This window comes from Pseudovibrio denitrificans JCM 12308 (genome assembly GCF_001310815.1).
Lineage (GTDB): Bacteria > Pseudomonadota > Alphaproteobacteria > Rhizobiales > Stappiaceae > Pseudovibrio > Pseudovibrio denitrificans.
Map to the genome: position 1 here is coordinate 55,664 of NZ_BAZK01000012.1, position 16,439 is coordinate 72,102.

General features: G+C 53.3%; 15 protein-coding genes. 5 read left to right on the forward strand and 10 right to left on the reverse strand.

Annotation, left to right across the window (positions count from 1 at the left end; all coding sequences use genetic code 11):
- Positions 1-58 precede the first annotated feature (58 nt).
- Positions 59-1,015 carry a choline ABC transporter substrate-binding protein gene (locus JCM12308_RS16895; RefSeq protein ID WP_041767832.1) on the reverse strand — a complete coding sequence of 319 codons (957 nt, stop codon included), beginning with the start codon at positions 1,013-1,015 and terminating at the stop codon, positions 59-61.
- A 272-nt stretch (positions 1,016-1,287) separates the two neighbouring features.
- Here JCM12308_RS16895 and betI point away from each other — a divergent pair, with 272 nt between their 5' ends.
- Genes betI through betB form a run of 3 tightly spaced genes read left to right on the forward strand, consistent with a single transcriptional unit; the run spans position 1,288 to position 5,090 of the window.
- Positions 1,288-1,890, forward strand: coding sequence for a transcriptional regulator BetI (betI, locus tag JCM12308_RS16900; RefSeq protein WP_037037182.1), 603 nt, complete (start codon positions 1,288-1,290; stop codon positions 1,888-1,890).
- A 35-nt stretch (positions 1,891-1,925) separates the two neighbouring features.
- Positions 1,926-3,578, forward strand: a complete 1,653-nt coding sequence (betA, locus tag JCM12308_RS16905) for a choline dehydrogenase (protein WP_008550369.1) — start codon at positions 1,926-1,928, stop codon at positions 3,576-3,578.
- A gap of 48 nt (positions 3,579-3,626) precedes the next feature.
- Positions 3,627-5,090 (forward strand): betaine-aldehyde dehydrogenase, encoded by a 1,464-nt coding sequence (betB, locus tag JCM12308_RS16910; protein ID WP_174519198.1) that lies wholly within the window; start codon positions 3,627-3,629, stop codon positions 5,088-5,090.
- Positions 5,091-5,137: 47 nt separating this feature from the next.
- Here the strand turns inward: betB and JCM12308_RS16915 are convergent, their stop codons facing one another.
- From JCM12308_RS16915 to JCM12308_RS30215, 6 genes are all read right to left on the reverse strand, one after another.
- Entirely contained in the window at positions 5,138-6,451 is a 1,314-nt protein-coding gene (locus JCM12308_RS16915) for an HlyD family type I secretion periplasmic adaptor subunit (protein WP_008550662.1), read from the reverse strand.
- Positions 6,451-7,434 carry a type I secretion system permease/ATPase gene (locus tag JCM12308_RS32790; protein ID WP_306303350.1) on the reverse strand — a complete coding sequence of 328 codons (984 nt, stop codon included), beginning with the start codon at positions 7,432-7,434 and terminating at the stop codon, positions 6,451-6,453. Before JCM12308_RS32790 ends, JCM12308_RS16915 begins: the two co-directional genes overlap by 1 nt.
- 80 nt (positions 7,435-7,514) lie before the next feature.
- Positions 7,515-8,114 carry a type I secretion system permease/ATPase gene (locus tag JCM12308_RS32795; RefSeq protein WP_306303351.1) on the reverse strand — a complete coding sequence of 200 codons (600 nt, stop codon included), beginning with the start codon at positions 8,112-8,114 and terminating at the stop codon, positions 7,515-7,517.
- 182 nt (positions 8,115-8,296) lie between these two features.
- Positions 8,297-9,322: a hypothetical protein gene (locus JCM12308_RS30205; protein ID WP_208978661.1), complete on the reverse strand. Its 1,026-nt coding sequence runs from the start codon at positions 9,320-9,322 to the stop codon at positions 8,297-8,299.
- Positions 9,237-11,537 carry a hypothetical protein gene (locus tag JCM12308_RS30210; protein WP_208978662.1) on the reverse strand — a complete coding sequence of 767 codons (2,301 nt, stop codon included), beginning with the start codon at positions 11,535-11,537 and terminating at the stop codon, positions 9,237-9,239. The genes JCM12308_RS30205 and JCM12308_RS30210 overlap by 86 nt, the downstream gene beginning before the upstream one ends.
- A gap of 17 nt (positions 11,538-11,554) precedes the next feature.
- Positions 11,555-11,902 (reverse strand): hypothetical protein, encoded by a 348-nt coding sequence (locus JCM12308_RS30215; protein ID WP_208978663.1) that lies wholly within the window; start codon positions 11,900-11,902, stop codon positions 11,555-11,557.
- 627 nt (positions 11,903-12,529) lie between these two features.
- On the opposite strand from JCM12308_RS30215, the gene JCM12308_RS16930 reads away from it, so the two are divergent.
- The gene (locus tag JCM12308_RS16930; protein WP_054784524.1) at positions 12,530-12,745 is read left to right on the forward strand and encodes a hypothetical protein; all 216 of its coding nucleotides are present in this window, start codon (positions 12,530-12,532) and stop codon (positions 12,743-12,745) included.
- Between the two features lie 51 nt (positions 12,746-12,796).
- Here JCM12308_RS16930 and JCM12308_RS16935 read toward each other — a convergent pair whose 3' ends face one another.
- Genes JCM12308_RS16935 through JCM12308_RS16945 form a run of 3 tightly spaced genes read right to left on the reverse strand, consistent with a single transcriptional unit; the run spans position 12,797 to position 15,610 of the window.
- Positions 12,797-13,609 (reverse strand): heme ABC transporter ATP-binding protein, encoded by an 813-nt coding sequence (locus JCM12308_RS16935; protein ID WP_054784525.1) that lies wholly within the window; start codon positions 13,607-13,609, stop codon positions 12,797-12,799.
- Positions 13,610-13,618: 9 nt separating this feature from the next.
- Positions 13,619-14,722, reverse strand: a complete 1,104-nt coding sequence (locus tag JCM12308_RS16940) for a FecCD family ABC transporter permease (RefSeq protein ID WP_054784526.1) — start codon at positions 14,720-14,722, stop codon at positions 13,619-13,621.
- 12 nt (positions 14,723-14,734) lie between these two features.
- Positions 14,735-15,610 carry a heme/hemin ABC transporter substrate-binding protein gene (locus JCM12308_RS16945; RefSeq protein ID WP_054784527.1) on the reverse strand — a complete coding sequence of 292 codons (876 nt, stop codon included), beginning with the start codon at positions 15,608-15,610 and terminating at the stop codon, positions 14,735-14,737.
- Between the two features lie 451 nt (positions 15,611-16,061).
- Here JCM12308_RS16945 and hmuQ point away from each other — a divergent pair, with 451 nt between their 5' ends.
- A complete protein-coding gene (gene hmuQ, locus JCM12308_RS16955) occupies positions 16,062-16,385 on the forward strand; it encodes a heme-degrading protein HmuQ (RefSeq protein WP_014283349.1) in 324 nt (107 codons plus the stop codon).
- Positions 16,386-16,439: the final 54 nt, after the last annotated feature.

Genomic DNA, 16,439 nt, shown 5'->3' on the forward strand with positions numbered 1-16,439 from the left:
AAGAGGCGGAGTGCGAGTTTATCGCATCCGCCTCTCAAATTATGCTCGGTAATGACGCTTAGAGGCCGAACGCAGCCTTTGCAGCAGCCAAGCCGTCTTTACCGTCGAAGGTGGTTACGCCATTCAGCCATTTATCAAGAGACTCTGGGTTCTTCTTGATCCATGCCTTTGCCGCATCAGTTGGCTCTTCACCGTCGTTCAGGATCGCATTCATGATCTCATTTTCCATCTCCAGGGAGAAGGTGAGGTTCTGAAGGAACTTGCCCATGTTCGCGCACTCCGCAGAGTAGCCAGCGCGGGTGTTGGTGAGAACGTCTGCACCACCGAAGTTTGGACCGAAGAACTCGTCACCACCGGTGAGGTACTTCAGCTCAAAGTTGGAGTTCATTGGGTGCGGAGCCCAACCCAGGAAGACGATGTCCTGATCCTTACGGGTCTTACGAGCGACCTGAGACAGCATGCCAGCTTCAGATGATTCGACGAGTTCGAATCCCTTCAGGCCGAATGCGTTTTTCTCGATCATATCAAGGATAAGACGGTTTCCGTCGTTGCCTGCTTCGATGCCGTAAATCTCGCCATCAAGGTCACCAGAGAATTTTGCAATGTCGGCAAAGTCCTTCAGACCCTTGTCGTAGGTATACTTAGGAACAGCCAAAGTATACTTGGCGCCAGTCAGGTTGGTTTGAACAGTATCAACGGTGCCAGCTTCACGATATTTCGCGATATCAGCTTCCATTGTTGGCATCCAGTTGCCAAGGAATACATCGATATCATTGTTTGCGAGAGACGCGTAAGTTACTGGCACGGAAAGTACTTTTACGTCTGTTTCGTAACCGATTGCATCCAGAACCGAGGTTGCTGTTGCGGTGGTTGCGGTGATGTCTGTCCAGCCCACATCGGAGAAGCGTACGGTTTTACAGGCTTCCGCTTCTGCGGCGAGAGCTGACCCAGTGATCAGTAATAGTACTGAAGCAGAAGTAGAAAGTTTCTTTACCAGGCTACTAGCAACACTCATGTAAATCTCCCCAATTTCGGTATTTATTTAATAGAGCCGTAGAATTGTGTAGAAAACATGTCCCAAACACTCTTCAGCCGATAATTAAATTTTCAAATTCCTTCGTTCACCTAAGCTAATAAAGACCCGATGGACTAAAGGCAACCTCTCCACCAGATATTAATTACGATAAATCGGAGTGCAATACTTTTCAAAAGCTCCAAAATGTTCTAAGAACTATTTTTATTGATTGAACGTTCAATAAAAATAATCTTGGAGTGAGTGCGGCGCGCATGCCTAAAGTCGGAATGGAAGAGGAACGCAAAACCTCGATCATCATGGGGACGATCAAAGCGATCCATGAGAAGGGGTATGCTGCGACCACAATGGCGGATATCGCCAAGAATGCTGGCGTCTCGACGGGACTGCCGCATCACTATTTCGGCTCGAAAGCAGCTGTGTTCAACGCGACCATGAGCTTCCTGCTGAAGGATCTGAGCAAGCAATCACGAAGCCGCCTGCTGAAAGCGAAGACGCCTATGGAGCGGATCGATGCGATCATCCATACCAACTTCAGCGATGAGCAGTTTCAGCCTTCGGTTATCTCGGCCTGGTTTGCGTTTTACGTGGTGGCGCGCACCGAGCCTGCAACGCGTCGCTTACTGCAAGTTTATCATCGGCGGCTGATTTCGAACCTCACCGCCGAGTACCATCGCGTTACGGATCGTCAGACGGCAATTACCGCAGCTGAGGGCACTGCTGCGATGATTGACGGGCTGTGGCTGCAATGCGTGCTGACGACCAACCGGCCTGACGGATCACCAGCAACGATGCTGGTTCAGGACTACGTGAAGAAATGTTTCGACAGCTTTGAAACGACAGATACCCCACAATAAAAACTGGAATACGGCTTATAGCCCAAGAGAATACAATGACTGCAGATTTCATTATTGTAGGCGCTGGCTCTGCTGGTTGCGCCCTGGCAAACCGTCTTTCTGATAATCCCCAAAACAAGGTGGTTTTGCTGGAGTTTGGCGGCACGGATATCGGTCCGTTCATCCAGATGCCTGCCGCTTTGTCTTATCCGATGAACATGTCCCGTTACGACTGGGGCTATGAGAGTGCACCTGAGCCGCATCTGGACGGACGTCGGCTTGCGCTGCCACGCGGTAAGGTGATTGGCGGCTCTTCCTCCATCAACGGCATGGTGTATGTGCGCGGGAATGCCTGCGACTTTGACACCTGGGAAGAGATGGGCGCGAAAGGCTGGGGCTATCAAGATGTCCTGCCTTACTTCGAGCGTCTTGAAAATGCGACCTCTGGTGATGAAGGCTGGCGCGGCCGGTCTGGTCCGTTGCATGTTTCTCGCGGATCGCTGTGGAGCCCGCTTTACGAAGCCTTTGTTAAGGCTGGTGAAGAAGCTGGTTATGCACGTACCGAGGATTACAACGGTTATCGCCAGGAAGGCTTTGGCGAGATGGAAATGACGGTGCATGATGGCCGTCGCTGGTCCGCTTCCAACGCCTATCTCTGGCCGATCAAAGGGCGTGAAAACCTTGAGATCATCTCCGGCGCACATGTGAACCGTGTCCTCATGGAAGGTAAGCGTGCTGTTGGTGTTGAATACATGCGTGGCGGACAGCTGCATCAACTGAAATGCACCCGCGAAGTGATTGTTTCTGCCTCTTCCATCAACTCACCAAAGTTGCTGATGCATTCCGGCATTGGTGATGCGGCAGCTCTTTCTGCGCTGGGTATTGATGTGGTTGCTGACCGTAAAGGCGTTGGCGCGAACTTGCAGGACCATCTGGAGCTTTACATCCAGCAGGCCTGTACGCAGCCGATCACGCTCTACAAGCACTGGAACCTGCTCTCCAAAGGGGTGATTGGCGCACAGTGGCAGCTAATTAAATCTGGTCTGGGCACTTCAAACCACTTTGAAACCTGCGGCTTTATTCGCTCAAAAGCAGGCGTAAAGTATCCTGACATTCAGTTCCACTTCCTGCCATTTGCGGTTCGCTATGACGGACAGGCAGCGGCTGAAGGCCATGGCTATCAGGTTCATGTGGGACCGATGCGCTCCAAGTCTCGCGGTGCAGTGACTTTGCAGTCTGCTGATCCGATGGAGAAGCCAAACGTGCTGTTCAACTACATGAGCCACGAAGAGGATTGGGAAGACTTCCGAGCTTGTATCCGCCTGACCCGTGAGCTCTTTGCTCAGCATGCGTTTGATCCATTCCGCGGCAAGGAAATTCAGCCGGGCAGTGACGTTGAAACAGACGAACAGCTGAACGGGTTCATCAAGGAACACGTTGAAAGCGCGTTCCATCCATGCGGCACTTGTAAAATGGGTGACGCAAACGACGAAACTGCTGTGGTAGACAGCGAATGTCGTGTGATTGGCGTTGACGGTTTGCGCGTTGCGGATAGCTCCATCTTCCCGCAGATTACGAACGGAAACCTCAACGCGCCTTCCATCATGGTTGGTGAGAAGGCAGCTGACCATATTCTTGGAAAAGGTATGCTTCCTGCCAGTGACAAGCAGGCGTGGGTACACCCGAACTGGCAGAACGAACAACGTTAAGTGTTGGATTAAGAAATGACGAAAACAGATACTCTGACAAATGCATCCCTGCGTGCGCAGCCTAGTGGGTCTCACTTCATCGGCGGCACTTACGTTGAAGATACGATGGGTGAGGAGATCCTGAGCCTTTACCCGGCAACGCAGGAAGTGATTGCGCGCGTTCATTCCGCAACACCTGCGATCATCACCAAAGCGGTTGCTTCGGCCCGTACCGGCTTTGCAATCTGGCGCTCCATGGCTCCAGCTGAGCGCTCTCGCGTTCTGCGCAAGGCTGCTGATCTGATGCGCGAGCGGAACCGCGAGCTTTCCGAGCTGGAAACCCTTGATACCGGTAAGCCGCTTCAGGAAACACTGGTTGCTGATGCGGCTTCTGGTGCTGAAGCACTGGAATACTTTGCGAGCGTTGCTGCGACCTCCAACGGCGAGCACATCGACCTTGGCGGTTCTTATGCGCTGACGAAGCGCGAGCCACTGGGCATCTGCCTTGGCATTGGTGCTTGGAACTATCCTATCCAGATTGCTGCATGGAAAGCGGCACCTGCTTTGGCTGCTGGCAACGCGATGATCTTCAAGCCTTCTGAAGTGACCTGCCTGTCTGCTTTGAAGCTCGCTGAGATCTTCCGTGAAGCTGGTTTGCCAGATGGTGTGTTCAACGTGGTACAGGCGGACCGGGAAGCAGCGGCGGCTCTCGTGGCGCATCCTGAAATCGCAAAGGTTTCCCTGACCGGTTCTGTACCAACAGGCATGAAGGTTGCTGAAAAGGCGGCTTCTCAGTTGAAGCATATGAGCCTTGAGCTGGGCGGCAAATCTCCGATCGTGATTTTTGAAGATAGTGACATCGACAATGCTGTTGCTGCGGCGATGAATGCTAACTTCTATTCCACTGGTCAGATCTGCTCCAACGGCACACGCGTATTCGTTCATTCTTCCATCAAGGAAGAGTTCCTGAAACGTCTGAAAGAGCGTACTGAGAAGATCCTGATTGGTGATCCACTCAACGAAGACACACAGCTTGGTCCTCTTGTTTCCAAAGCTCAGCTGGAAAAAGTGATGGATTACATCGCTATCGGCCAGAGCGAAGGTGCTGTGCTGTATGCTGGCGGTGGTCGTCCGCAGGTGGATGGTCTGGGCCGCGGCCTGTTTGTGGAGCCAACCATCTTCACCGAAGTCAAAGACGACATGCGCATTGCGTGTGAAGAAATCTTTGGCCCTGTGATGTGTGTGCTGGACTTTGATGATGAAGCTGATGTGATCCGCCGTGCAAACAACACCGAGTTTGGTTTGGCTGCTGCTGTGTTCACTAAGGACATTCAGCGTGCCTATCGTGTGATTGATCAGTTGGAAGCAGGTACTTGCTGGATCAATAACTACAACCTGACCCCGGTTGAGATGCCATTTGGTGGTTTCAAGCATTCCGGTATTGGTCGTGAGAACGGTCAGTGGGCGCTGGATCAATACTCTCAGGTCAAGAGCATCTATGTTGAGATGGGTGATGTTGAGGCTGGCTGGTAAGCAGCCTCAAGCACCTTCTTGAATAAGCAGAATAGGGGTGCTTACCCCTATTCTCTCATGGCATGGGCGATCTGATCGACCATTGGCTTCATGATGTACGAGATCACGGTGCGGTTCTCGGTCTGAATGAATGCCTCAACCGGCATACCTGGCACCAGGTTCTTGCCGCCCAACTTATCCATTTCATCCTCGGAGATGGTCAACTCGGCCATATAGAAGCTGAGACCGGTTTTCGGGTCTTCCAGCAAGTCAGGCGAGATGGTTTTCACAGCTGCTGTCAGCTCTGGCGTTGTGCGCTGATCAAAGCTTGGCAGGCGGACTGTTGCTTCCTGATTTGGAGTAAGCTGGTCCACATCAATCGGCTGAACCTGCGCTTCAATCACGAGCACATCTTCTCGTGGCACGATTTGCATTACCACTTCACCGGGAGCGATCACACCGCCGATGGTGTGAATGGTGAGGTCGTGAACTGTGCCAGATTGCGGTGACTTGATTTCCATGCGCATCAGCTGGTCCTGAGCTGCGATCTTTTTCTCTTCAAGCTGAGCGATTTCCGCCCGTACCTGCTGAAGCTGTTCCAACGTCTTGGTCATGACGTCTTCTTCGATCTGCATGATCTGGATGTTGCGTTCTGCGATGGCTTCTTCGGTCTTTGCAATCTGAGCAATGAAATCGCCGTATTCACCCTGAAGCTTGGTTTTTTCACGCTTCAGAGCTGTCACACGGGACTCAGTGACCAGCTTCTTGGCGAGCAGTTTGTGCAAGTCTTCCAGCTCTCCATCGATCAGGCCAATTTCAATTTCCTTGGCATCACGCTGCTGAGACAGGCCGTCAATCTGCTTCTTGTACTGCTCAATCTGCGCCCGCATCTGGTCCTGACGACCGCGCAAGTTCTTGGTCTTTGCCACCATCATGCGGCGCTGACCTTCCTGGATGGTGTTCAGAACCTGTGAATGCGCATCGTCAGCAGCCCGTGACGGGAACAGGATTTCCTCTTCGCCGTCCCGCTCTGCAATCAAGCGAGCTTCCTGAGAGTAGAGGTTGTCCAGCTGTTTGGTGACGACAGCAAGGTTTGCTCTGGTGACCGTATCATCAAGACGAAGCAGAGTGTCGCCAGCATCTACGGTGTCGCCGTCGGTCACCATGATGGAGCGAACAATGCCGCCTTCCATGTGCTGTACGTTCTTGGTGTTGGTTTCAACAACGATGGTGCCGGGAGCGATGATCGCACCACGGATTTCCATCAGGCCTCCCCAGAGGCCGACGCCTCCAACGAGAATGACGACCAGAAGACCAGCGCAGATCAGGTGGAACCGGATGCTGCCTTTCAGCTGTTTGTCGCTTTCAGAATGGTTATGCATCACGCTGCTCCCTGTTTCTGCGGAGCCTTAGCTGGTTGTTTCGGTTTTACCTGCGGGGTCTGTACCGGAGTGACGAGTTGCTTCATCACCTCATCACGCGGACCAAACGCAGCCTGACGGCCTTCGTTGAGCACGAGCACCTTATCTACGGCTGCAATTGCGCTTGGGCGGTGGGCAATCACGATGACGATCTTGCCGCGACCACGCATGAGCTTGATCGCATGGGTCAGGCACGCTTCACCTTCGGAATCGAGGTTGGAGTTCGGCTCATCCAGCACGATCAGGAATGGCTCGCCATACATGGCACGGGCAAGTGCGATCCGCTGGCGTTGTCCGCCGGAGAGGGCATAGCCACCGGTGCCGATGACGGTGTTGTAACCATCAGGCAAGCCAGTGATGAACTCGTGCACGCTGGCGATTTTCGCAGCTTCGATGACATCATCCGGGTTCGCATCTTCCTTGAAGCGGGAGATGTTTTCCGCAACCGTTCCGTCAAACAGCTGAATGTCCTGAGGTAGGAAGCCAATGAATTGACCGATACGGTCGGACGACCATTGGTCCAGCTCGGAACCATCAAAGCGGATGGAGCCGGTGAGGGCGTTGGTGATGCCAACGATAGAACGGGACAGGGTGGATTTGCCGGAACCAGATTTACCGATTACGCCCAGACCTTCACCTGCTGCGAGGCTGAATGAGATGCCTTGCACGATTGGTTGGCGGATACCAACGGGACCACATGCCACGCCATCCAGATCTATCTTCTGGTGAGGCAGGGGCAGTTCCATCACATTGTTGGCGTCAGTCTTGTTTTCAATCACACGGCGCAGACGCGCCAGACCCTGACGGGCTGCGAGGAAGCCTTTCCATTGGGAAACGGCCTGCTCAACAGGTGCCAGCGCACGGGATGACATGATTGAGGACGCAATCATCACACCGGAGGTGACTTCCTGCTGGATAACAAGCCAGGCCCCCATGCCGAGCATGGCGGACTGGAGTACGAAGCGGAAGGTTTTAACTGCCGTTGCAAAGAATGCTGCTCTGTCGCCTGATTTGCGTTGTTTGATCAGGTAGCATCATTTCCCTGATGCCATCTGTTCTTCATGGTTTCCATCATGCCCATGGCCTGAATGACTTCGGCATTGGCACGGCTGGCTTCCACGATTGCGGAACGGCGGTTGGTTTCAGCAGCGGCTTCACTGGATGGCCGGCGGGAGGTGAACTCGTTCAGTCCTACCAGCGCGCAGATCACCAGCGCACCACCGATCGCCATCATGCCCAGATATGGGTGGAACAGATACACGATCGCGAAGTAGAGCGGCATCCAGGGCAAATCGAAGATGGCAGAAGGACCCGGGCCGGAAAGGAAGCTGCGCACCTGATCCAGATCCTGAACCGGGCGCATCTTGGAGCCTTTCGGACCAAGGATGAGTGGCAAGCTTGTTGAGATTTCGTAGGAGACGCCAGAGAGCTGGGCGTCAACACGCTGTCCAAGACGTGAAAGAACACGACTGCGGAGCGTTTCCAAAATGCCATAGAAAAGAAAGAGGACGCCTACAAGTGTTGCCAGAACGAGCAGTGTTGGCACTGATCCACTTGCGAGGACGCGGTCATAGACCTGCAGCATAAAAAGGGGGCCAGTCAGCATCAAAATGTTCAACAGCATGCTGACGCCGCCGATTCCAAGCAGTGCGGACCTTAGAGATCTGAATGCATGGGTGATTACAGATTCTTTTTGTCGTTGGCTGCCGGGCATAAGCTTTCTCCCAATTGTCTTCGGGGATTAAAGCAAGAAACCCCCTCCCGGTATTCGCCGGGAGGGAGCAGTTCGCTAGGTTACTTTGTTGATCAGATCAGGTTGTCGTCCTGGTTGATCGAATGGATCTGATCCACAACACCGCCGTCTTCCGTTACGATGGTATTGAAGTCATCTGCCTCAAAGTTTGCCTCTGTCAGATCATCAGCACTGATGCCGTTCAGGGTGTAGGTGTGACCACCATTGTCCAGAACTTCGATCACAACACTGTTGTTCTCTTCAGTGATCTGAACTTGAGATGCGTTCAGGTTGCCGAAATCGATAGTATCGGTTGCAGGATCGAAGTTCGTGATGACTTCTTCTGCTGCCCAATCCCAATTGATTTCTACGGTATCGCCACCGATTGCACCGTTGCCGTTGTTGGCTGCAGCTGCGAGAGCTGGTTCCGGAGCATCCTGTGTTTCGCGAGGACCTTCCTCCTGTTCAGTTTCTTCAGCTGGTGCTGCAACTGCATCATCGTCTCTGCTGCTGGAAGCGGCTGCTTCTTCAGGAGCGGATGGAGCTTCAGGTGCTTCTGGAATGTAGGTTGTGTCTACATTTTCAGCTTCAGACTGAGTTCCCACATCTGCCAGATTTTCGGCATTTGCGAGGAAGTCCTCAATCTTAGCCTGAGCGGCTGCATCATTTGCGAGGATGCTGTTTGCTGTCAGGTCTGCGACGACAATACCAACCAGAAGCAAGGACCGTCCGCCATTACCTGGCAGGGTGAAGAGGACGCCATCGTCAGTCTGTTCAACTTCGAACTGACCGCCGCCAATCCAACCGATGTTCACGGTGTCCTGGGCTGGGTTGAAGTCCTGTACCTCTTCCTGCTTGCCCCACTGCCAATCCAGTGTGAACTCGCGAGGAGAACCATCACCCGGATCAACTGGGTCAACCGGATCGACTGGATCCACTGGGTCCGGATCTGGAGTTGGATCTGGATCCGGGGTCGGATCTGGGTCTGGGGTTGGATCTGGATCCGGAGTTGGATCAACCGGAGGCTGAGTGCTGCACCCGCAAGCAGATCGCGGATTTCCTGCAGGTAGAAGGATCTTTGATGTCGAAGTTATCGGCATTCAGATCTTCAAGGAACACACCTTCCAGCAGGAGGGTCTGACCGCCATTGGATGGCAGGGAGATCACCAGACCGTCTTCGCTTTCAGTGAAGCTGATCTGATCTGAGCTGATCCAGCCAATGCTGATCTTATGTTCTGCCGGGTTGAAGTCGGTGATAACGCTGTTCTCACCCCAAGCCCATGTGAACACAACCACACCGTCGCCAGGAACCTGACCTGGAGTACCTGTGCCCGGGTCAACTGGGTCGACCGGATCGACTGGGTCAACAGGATCAACTGGGTCCGGATCTGGATCAGTTGGGTCAACAGGATCAACTGGGTCAGTTGGACCGAAGTCGCCTGGTCTTGTCTGGTGACCGTCTGTTGTGTCGCCTGCTGGTGCCTCTGGGGTCAGAAGACCTTCACGGCTAACAAGGGTCACGTCATTCTGGTCGAAACCGAATGGCACTTCGAGGTTATCTTCCATGACCTGGTCGAAGTGGAACTCAAGCTGACCTGGAACCAGATCATCAAGAGAGATGCCTTCGAAGAGGAAGCTCTGACCACTTGGCAGAGTAGAAATCAGCAGACCGTCGTCGGTTTCTTCAACACTCAGACGCTCACGTGTACCGTAGTACAGGAAGCTGATTTTCATAGTGGCTGGGTCAAAGTCAGAGATAACTTCGTGTACGCCGTACTCGTGGGACCGGATGTAGACTGTGTCGTCTTCGCGTGGACCCACGCCTTGTTCCCAAGAGACCACACCGCCCAGATCCTGACGCAGGTGTTCGTTCCCGACGATTCCGAAGTCTGAGATGTCGACATCCTGATAGGTCACTCCCTGAACGATCTGTGCCGCGGAGCTCCATGGGCTATCGATGACGATTTCACCAGAAGGTGCCTTGGTTACGATTAGGCCGTGCACAGATGTGCCGCCGAAGTCCAGCTCATCCGTGGCCGGATTGAAGCCAACAATATCGTCCGCGTTTGTATCTGCGCGGAACTTGGAGCCGCCTTCGTCTGTTGTGCCAGTTACGGTAGGAGGGTTGGAGCCGTCATTGTCATAGACAAGTTCGTATCCGCCGCCCTGACCCGGATTTGGCTGTTCTACTGTCTCACCGATTGCAGAGACAACTTCGTTGAACGCAGACTGTTCTGCGACAGAGAAGTTTGCCAGTGACAGGTCGGAGAGTGTTACACCCTGGAAGATGGTGGTGGAGAGGATGTTGCCGAGTTCATCGGTAATCACGATGCGGACTGTCTGTCCAAGTGCATCACCGCTTTCTTCGAAGATCTCGAACTGCTCGCCAGTCACACCCTGCAGGATGTGGATCATGTCGGTTGATGGATCGAAGTCCGGAACAACCTGAGATTCACTGTCCAGACCAAGCATGTACATGTCGCCGGTATGGCCGCCGTGACCGTCGTCGCCATCACCTGGATGACCACCATGACCGTCATCTCCATCACCCGGATCAACTGGGTCCACTGGATCGACAGGATCTACCGGATCGACTGGGTCAACAGGGTCCACCGGATCAACTGGATCAGTTGGATCCACTGGCTGGGAGTTGCCGCCAACAAGGTCTCTGATGAGCTCTGCTGCAGATGCATCCTGAATGGAGAAGTTAGCCATTGTCAGGTCGGCGAGGGAAACTCCGGCCAAGAGTAAGGTCTGACCACCATTAGAAGGGATAGAGAAGAGAACGCCATCGGCAGTCTCAGTCACGTTGAGCTGATCGGAGCTGATCCAGTCCACGAAGATCACGCCGTCTTCGGTGTCAAAGTCGTTCACGACTTCCTGTTCACCGTAGGACCACGTGACCACCACGTCTGCATCTTCCTTTGGCACGCCAACGCCTGGCAGAGAGCCGTTCAGGCCTTCATCACCAGTCAGGCGGTCCTGGAAGTAGTCGATCGCTTCGTCAACAGATGGGCTCTCGAAGCCACCAAACTGTTCAACATACTGAAGAATGGATGTGCCGTACTCATCCTGAGAAACGTTGCCACCCTGCAGGAGAGCAAGGGTGCCGTACGCACCACGCAGGTGAGCGGCTGCCAGAATACCGGTTAGAGTGAGGGTTACGCTAACCTCTTGGCCGTTCTGCTCGTATGTGAATTCCTGTCCAATAAAGTCATCTAGTGTCTGACCACTGTTGGACAGTCCGTTTTCGATAATCTGAAGATTGTAGCCAAACGCTTCCTGAATGGCGACTTCCTGCTTTTCAGCAGTCATGAAATCTTCAAGTGAGGTTACGCCGTTCTTGCCGGTCCACTGGCCATCCCATGTGTTGGTGCTGCGCCGTTGCCGTAGAAGACGTCATCATCATAATAGCCCAGGTCAATAAGCAGGGCTTCACCAAACTGGTATCCGACGAACCCAAGTGAGTTCATGGAGCGATAAGACATTGCGCTCCACTGGTCGTCGTTCAGATCCCCCCAACTGTCATACTCTGGAAAGAAGTCTTGCACCGGACCGCCTGCCCATTCGTTGAGCTGCCAATCCTGAATTCTGCCGTCGTTGTATCTTTCGCGATCCCAACCGGATTCGAAAGCCCGCAATGCGTCACGGAATTCGTCATATGTGCCACGATAGTCCATTGTATTCCCTCAGTTTTTATTGAGAGATTCCAGACGACTCCGAAATAAGAGGAGCTAGCCGAATTGCTAAGGTCCAGACGGCTCATTGAGCCTCTCTCGTTAAAAACGAACGCTGATGCGATCTGACTGCAATTTTTGTTCTTTGCGTTTCCAACAGCCGCATAGTTTGCAGTACCGGTGATCGCTTCCGCGTTCGACGAGGGTGATTTTTCTGGAAATTGGGGCCAAATTTCGAAAGAAAAATGGAGTATTTATTACGGACGAATTTAAAAAAATCGCCTCGATTCAATGTTTTACATCACAGAATACCGCTTTCAGATTCTCACGATTCTGTTTTCGTCCAGTATTTCCGTGGTTTAACGATTCTGGAGATTTAGAAAGAGCTTTGGTATTTTATTGGCGTTTGGGCTGCCTTATTTGCCTTATTTGGCTTGTATTACTTTAGGATATGTACCTACACATTCTTGTGTATTATGCGGATATCACATGTACTCCACATGCGATCTGGCGACCGACTCAAACTGTCTGAGCAATCCCTAAAATTCTACCCGCATACATTGATGATTTTAGCAATGTTGATTTGCTCCCAAAATAAGAGTGGCGACTAGCTTATTCTGGGAGGAAGCTATGGCCACGATCGCTCTAAGCATGGCTTTGGCTCTATGCTTTTTATCTGTTGCACTGCTGTTTCTGGCTGTAAGGAACAGGTGGACCGCACGCTCCAGGGTGCTGAAGCGCAAAGCGCCAATCAAAGGCGAGTTTGCACTCCATCCTCTCAATCTCATTAAAGAGGAAGAAGAGAAGATAGAGGGCGAACGCCTGAAGCGACGGGATGATCTCTAAAGGAACTGCGTGAGTTCACTGCCAGTAGGGCTGAGGCCGAACTGTCTTTGCTCAGGACGGGCGCAGTTCTGACCATGATTTGCCGAGGTTCTGGCCTTTCGCCAGATGGCCCCACTTGGTTTCCAGCATGCGATCATCAAGCTGGTAGACGGAGCGGAGAAGGTCGGTTGTCACCACATCCTGCGGTGTGCCATGAGCGACCAGATTGCCGTGATTGAGCACGAAGATCTTGTCTGCGTAAACACAGGCCAGATCGATATCATGCAGAACGGCGATAACACCGCCGCCTTCATTGGCGTACTTGCGGCCTGTTTCCAGCACATCGATCTGGTGCTTCAGATCGAGGCTGGCGGTCGGCTCATCGAGAAACAGGTAATTGGCCCGGCCTTCCTGTCGAGGCTCCCATACCTGACAAAGCACACGTGCCAGATGAACGCGCTGCTTTTCGCCGCCTGAGAGCTCCTGATAGTACCTGTGCAGGTAAGAGCTGAGACCGACACGGTCGAGCGCTTCCAGCACGCGCGGGCGCAATTGCTTGGCAGAGAGGCCATGTGTGCCGGAGACGAGCCCCAGCATCACCACTTCTTCAACTGAAAACGGAAATGAGAGCTGCGAGCTTTGCGGCAGGACGGCTCTGCGGCTTGCCAGCTCGACCGCCGGGACAGACAGGATCGAGGTGCCGTCCAGCATCACCGTGCCCGTGGTTGGTGTCAGATCGCCCGTCAAGCACTTCAGAAGTGTCGATTTGCCTGCGCCGTTGGGGCCGATGATGACGGTCAGCTCCCCCGGACAGCTGCGGAAGTAGACATCTCGCAGAAGCTTCTTTGGGCCTGCATGGACGGTGATGTTGATCGCTTCAAGCATCTGCGTTCCTCAGAGTTGGACCTGGTTCTTGCGACCAAGCAGGATGGAGAGGAACACCGGTGCTCCGATCACTGCGGTGATAATGCCGATTGGCAGCTCTGCGGGTGCAACGACGGTTCTTGCGACAACATCTGCAGCAACAAGCAGAGATGCTCCAAGCAAGGCGCAGGATGGAAGAAGGAAGCGGTGGTCTGGTCCAATTACCAATCTCAAGACGTGGGGCACAACGATCCCAACAAAGCCAATTGCACCAGCCGCCGCAACTGAAGCTCCGGTTGCTCCGGCAACCAGAATGATGATCAAGCGCTTGAGGTGCTGCGTGTTGAAGCCCAGATGGAAGGCTTCTGCCTCACCCAGTAGAAACGCATTCAAGCCTTTTGCGATAAACGGAAGCGAAATCAGGACAGCAAGCGCGAATGGCAGCGTGGACCACACTCGAGGCCACGTAGAGCTGCCCAGTCCGCCCATGCCCCAGAAGGTCAGGTCACGCAGCTCTTCGTCTGTACTACCGAAAACAAGGAAACCGGTGACTGCGCCAGCCAATGCGCCAAGGGCAATGCCTGCGAGCAGCATGGTGGCGATGGAGGTTTGGCCGCGCCGAGTGGCGACCTTGTAGAGCAGGGCGGTTGTCGCCGCACCGCCGATAAAGGCACCCCATGGCAGGAGGTAGACGGAATAGTCATCTAAAAACCAAGCAGGCAGACCGGAAGAGAGGGTGATCACACAAACTGCAGCGAGGCCTGCGCCGGATGATACGCCAACCAGGCCGGGATCGGCGAGGGGGTTGCGGAACAGGCCCTGCATCATAGCCCCGGAGGCCGCGAGTGAGGCACCAACAAGACAGCCAAGCAGCGTTCTTGGCATGCGAATATCCATCAGCACCACTTTATCTCTTAGGGTGAGCGCGGTTTCATCGCCCAGAAGCCAATAATCAATCGCGCCAAAAATATGTGAGACGGACACCTCTGTTGGGCCAACAGCCAGCGAGACAAAGCAAACCACCAGCAGCAGGGCCGTCAAAGCGCGGAGGGCATAGTGCTGGCAGATTTCTCGGCTTGTTCTTGCATGGGTTACTGGTGACTTGAACGCCTCAGACAGTGTCATCTCACTCATAGCCGCCTCGCCTTAGGATTTCGGGGTGGTCTTTGCCGCAATTTTCACGAAACGGTCGCTCAAATCACGGATCGCCTCTGCTGTGCGTGGGCCAAAGCCGAGCAGGTAGACGCCATCCATGACGATGAGATTGCCGTTCAGGCCTGCTGGGGTGAGATTGAAACCCGGCTCTTTCAGGATTTTGGACTGACCGCTGGAGCCTGGACGGGACATCATCATGATGACATCCGGAGCAGCTGCGATAAGCGCTTCCTTGGACACTGGTTTGTAACCACGCAGGTTAGCAAACACGTTGGTTGCGCCCGCAAGGCCAATGACAGCATGGGCGCCGGTTTCACGCCCTGCAACGAGTGGCTTGCCGCCCCCTTCAGAGATAACAAAGACGACTTTGAGTGGCTTGGCCTGCTTCTGCGCATACGCCAGAGCACTATCCAGATCCGCTTTGACTTTGGCTTTGAGTGCTTTGGTTTCCTCTGGAAGCTGCAATGCATTGCCAACAACATCAATCTTTTCGAGGATGCCTTCTGGGGAATAGACCTCTTTCACTTCTGTCAGATTGATGGAGGCTGCTTTCAGGACATCCACTGCGGTTTGCGGTCCTGAGCCTTCCATCATCAGAATGTGGGTCGGATTTGAGGCCAGCACGCCTTCTGCACTCAGGGCACGCATGTAGCCAACGTTGGGAAGTTTTTGCGCTTCAGTTGGGTAAAGACTTGTTGTGTCGACCGCGACGATCCTGTCCTGCGCTTCCAGAGCGTAGACGATTTCTGTCACAGACGAGCCAATCGAGATGATGCGCTGATCTTTTTGGAGATCTTCAGCCTGGACCTGACCAATGAACATGCCGAAAAACAGGCTGAGAAGCGCTGCGGCTGCATAAGGAAGCATAAGAGAAAACGATTTGAGAGCTCTGGTTAGAAGACACATAGCTGCACCCATTTGCGAGGAGGTATTTCATTCCTGCGGGCATGAGTGGCTTTTGGCTTCCCAAATTCGCCCGTCTAGTAAAGCGCTATCTTTTAGAATAACATGAGTGGAATACTCATATTTATAATAGGGGTCAATGTCAAAAATGAAAGTGATCAGGAAGTCAGGTGAATATACGAAATAATACTTGACTATTAAATTCATATTTTCATACATACCCGGATTGACCGCCTCCATGGGCGTGTCGTTAAGACCATTTTGCCAGCCAAGCGGTTTAATTCGCTAGCCAGCCTCCGCATGCCCTTCTTAATCCTGTAGTGGTATGTGTTTAGAGTGTGGCTCTGAAGACCTGAAACTTTGCTGGGCCTTTAACAGGAAAGGCTCAAGTACTAATTGGCTAAGGAGTTCCGGCGTGTACATCGCAATGAACCGTTTCCGCGTGGTGCGGGGCAAAGAAGAAGAGTTTGAAACCGTTTGGAAAAACCGTGAGCGTCATCTGAGCTCTGTTCCTGGTTACATTGAGTTTCGGATGCTCAAGGGTGAAACCGTGGAAGACCATACGCTTTACGCCTCCCACACCCTTTGGGATTCCTACGAGAATTTTCAGGCCTGGACAAAGTCCGAGGCCTTCGCGTCTGCTCATAAAGGCGCTGGCACCCGCATGAACTTCTATCTGGGTGGCCCACACTTTGAAGGCTTTGAAGTCATCCTGACCGAGACCCGCGAAGTCGCTTAAAGCCTTCCTGATTGGGAGCTACAACCTGCTGTAGCTTCCTTTCACCCCCTCCTA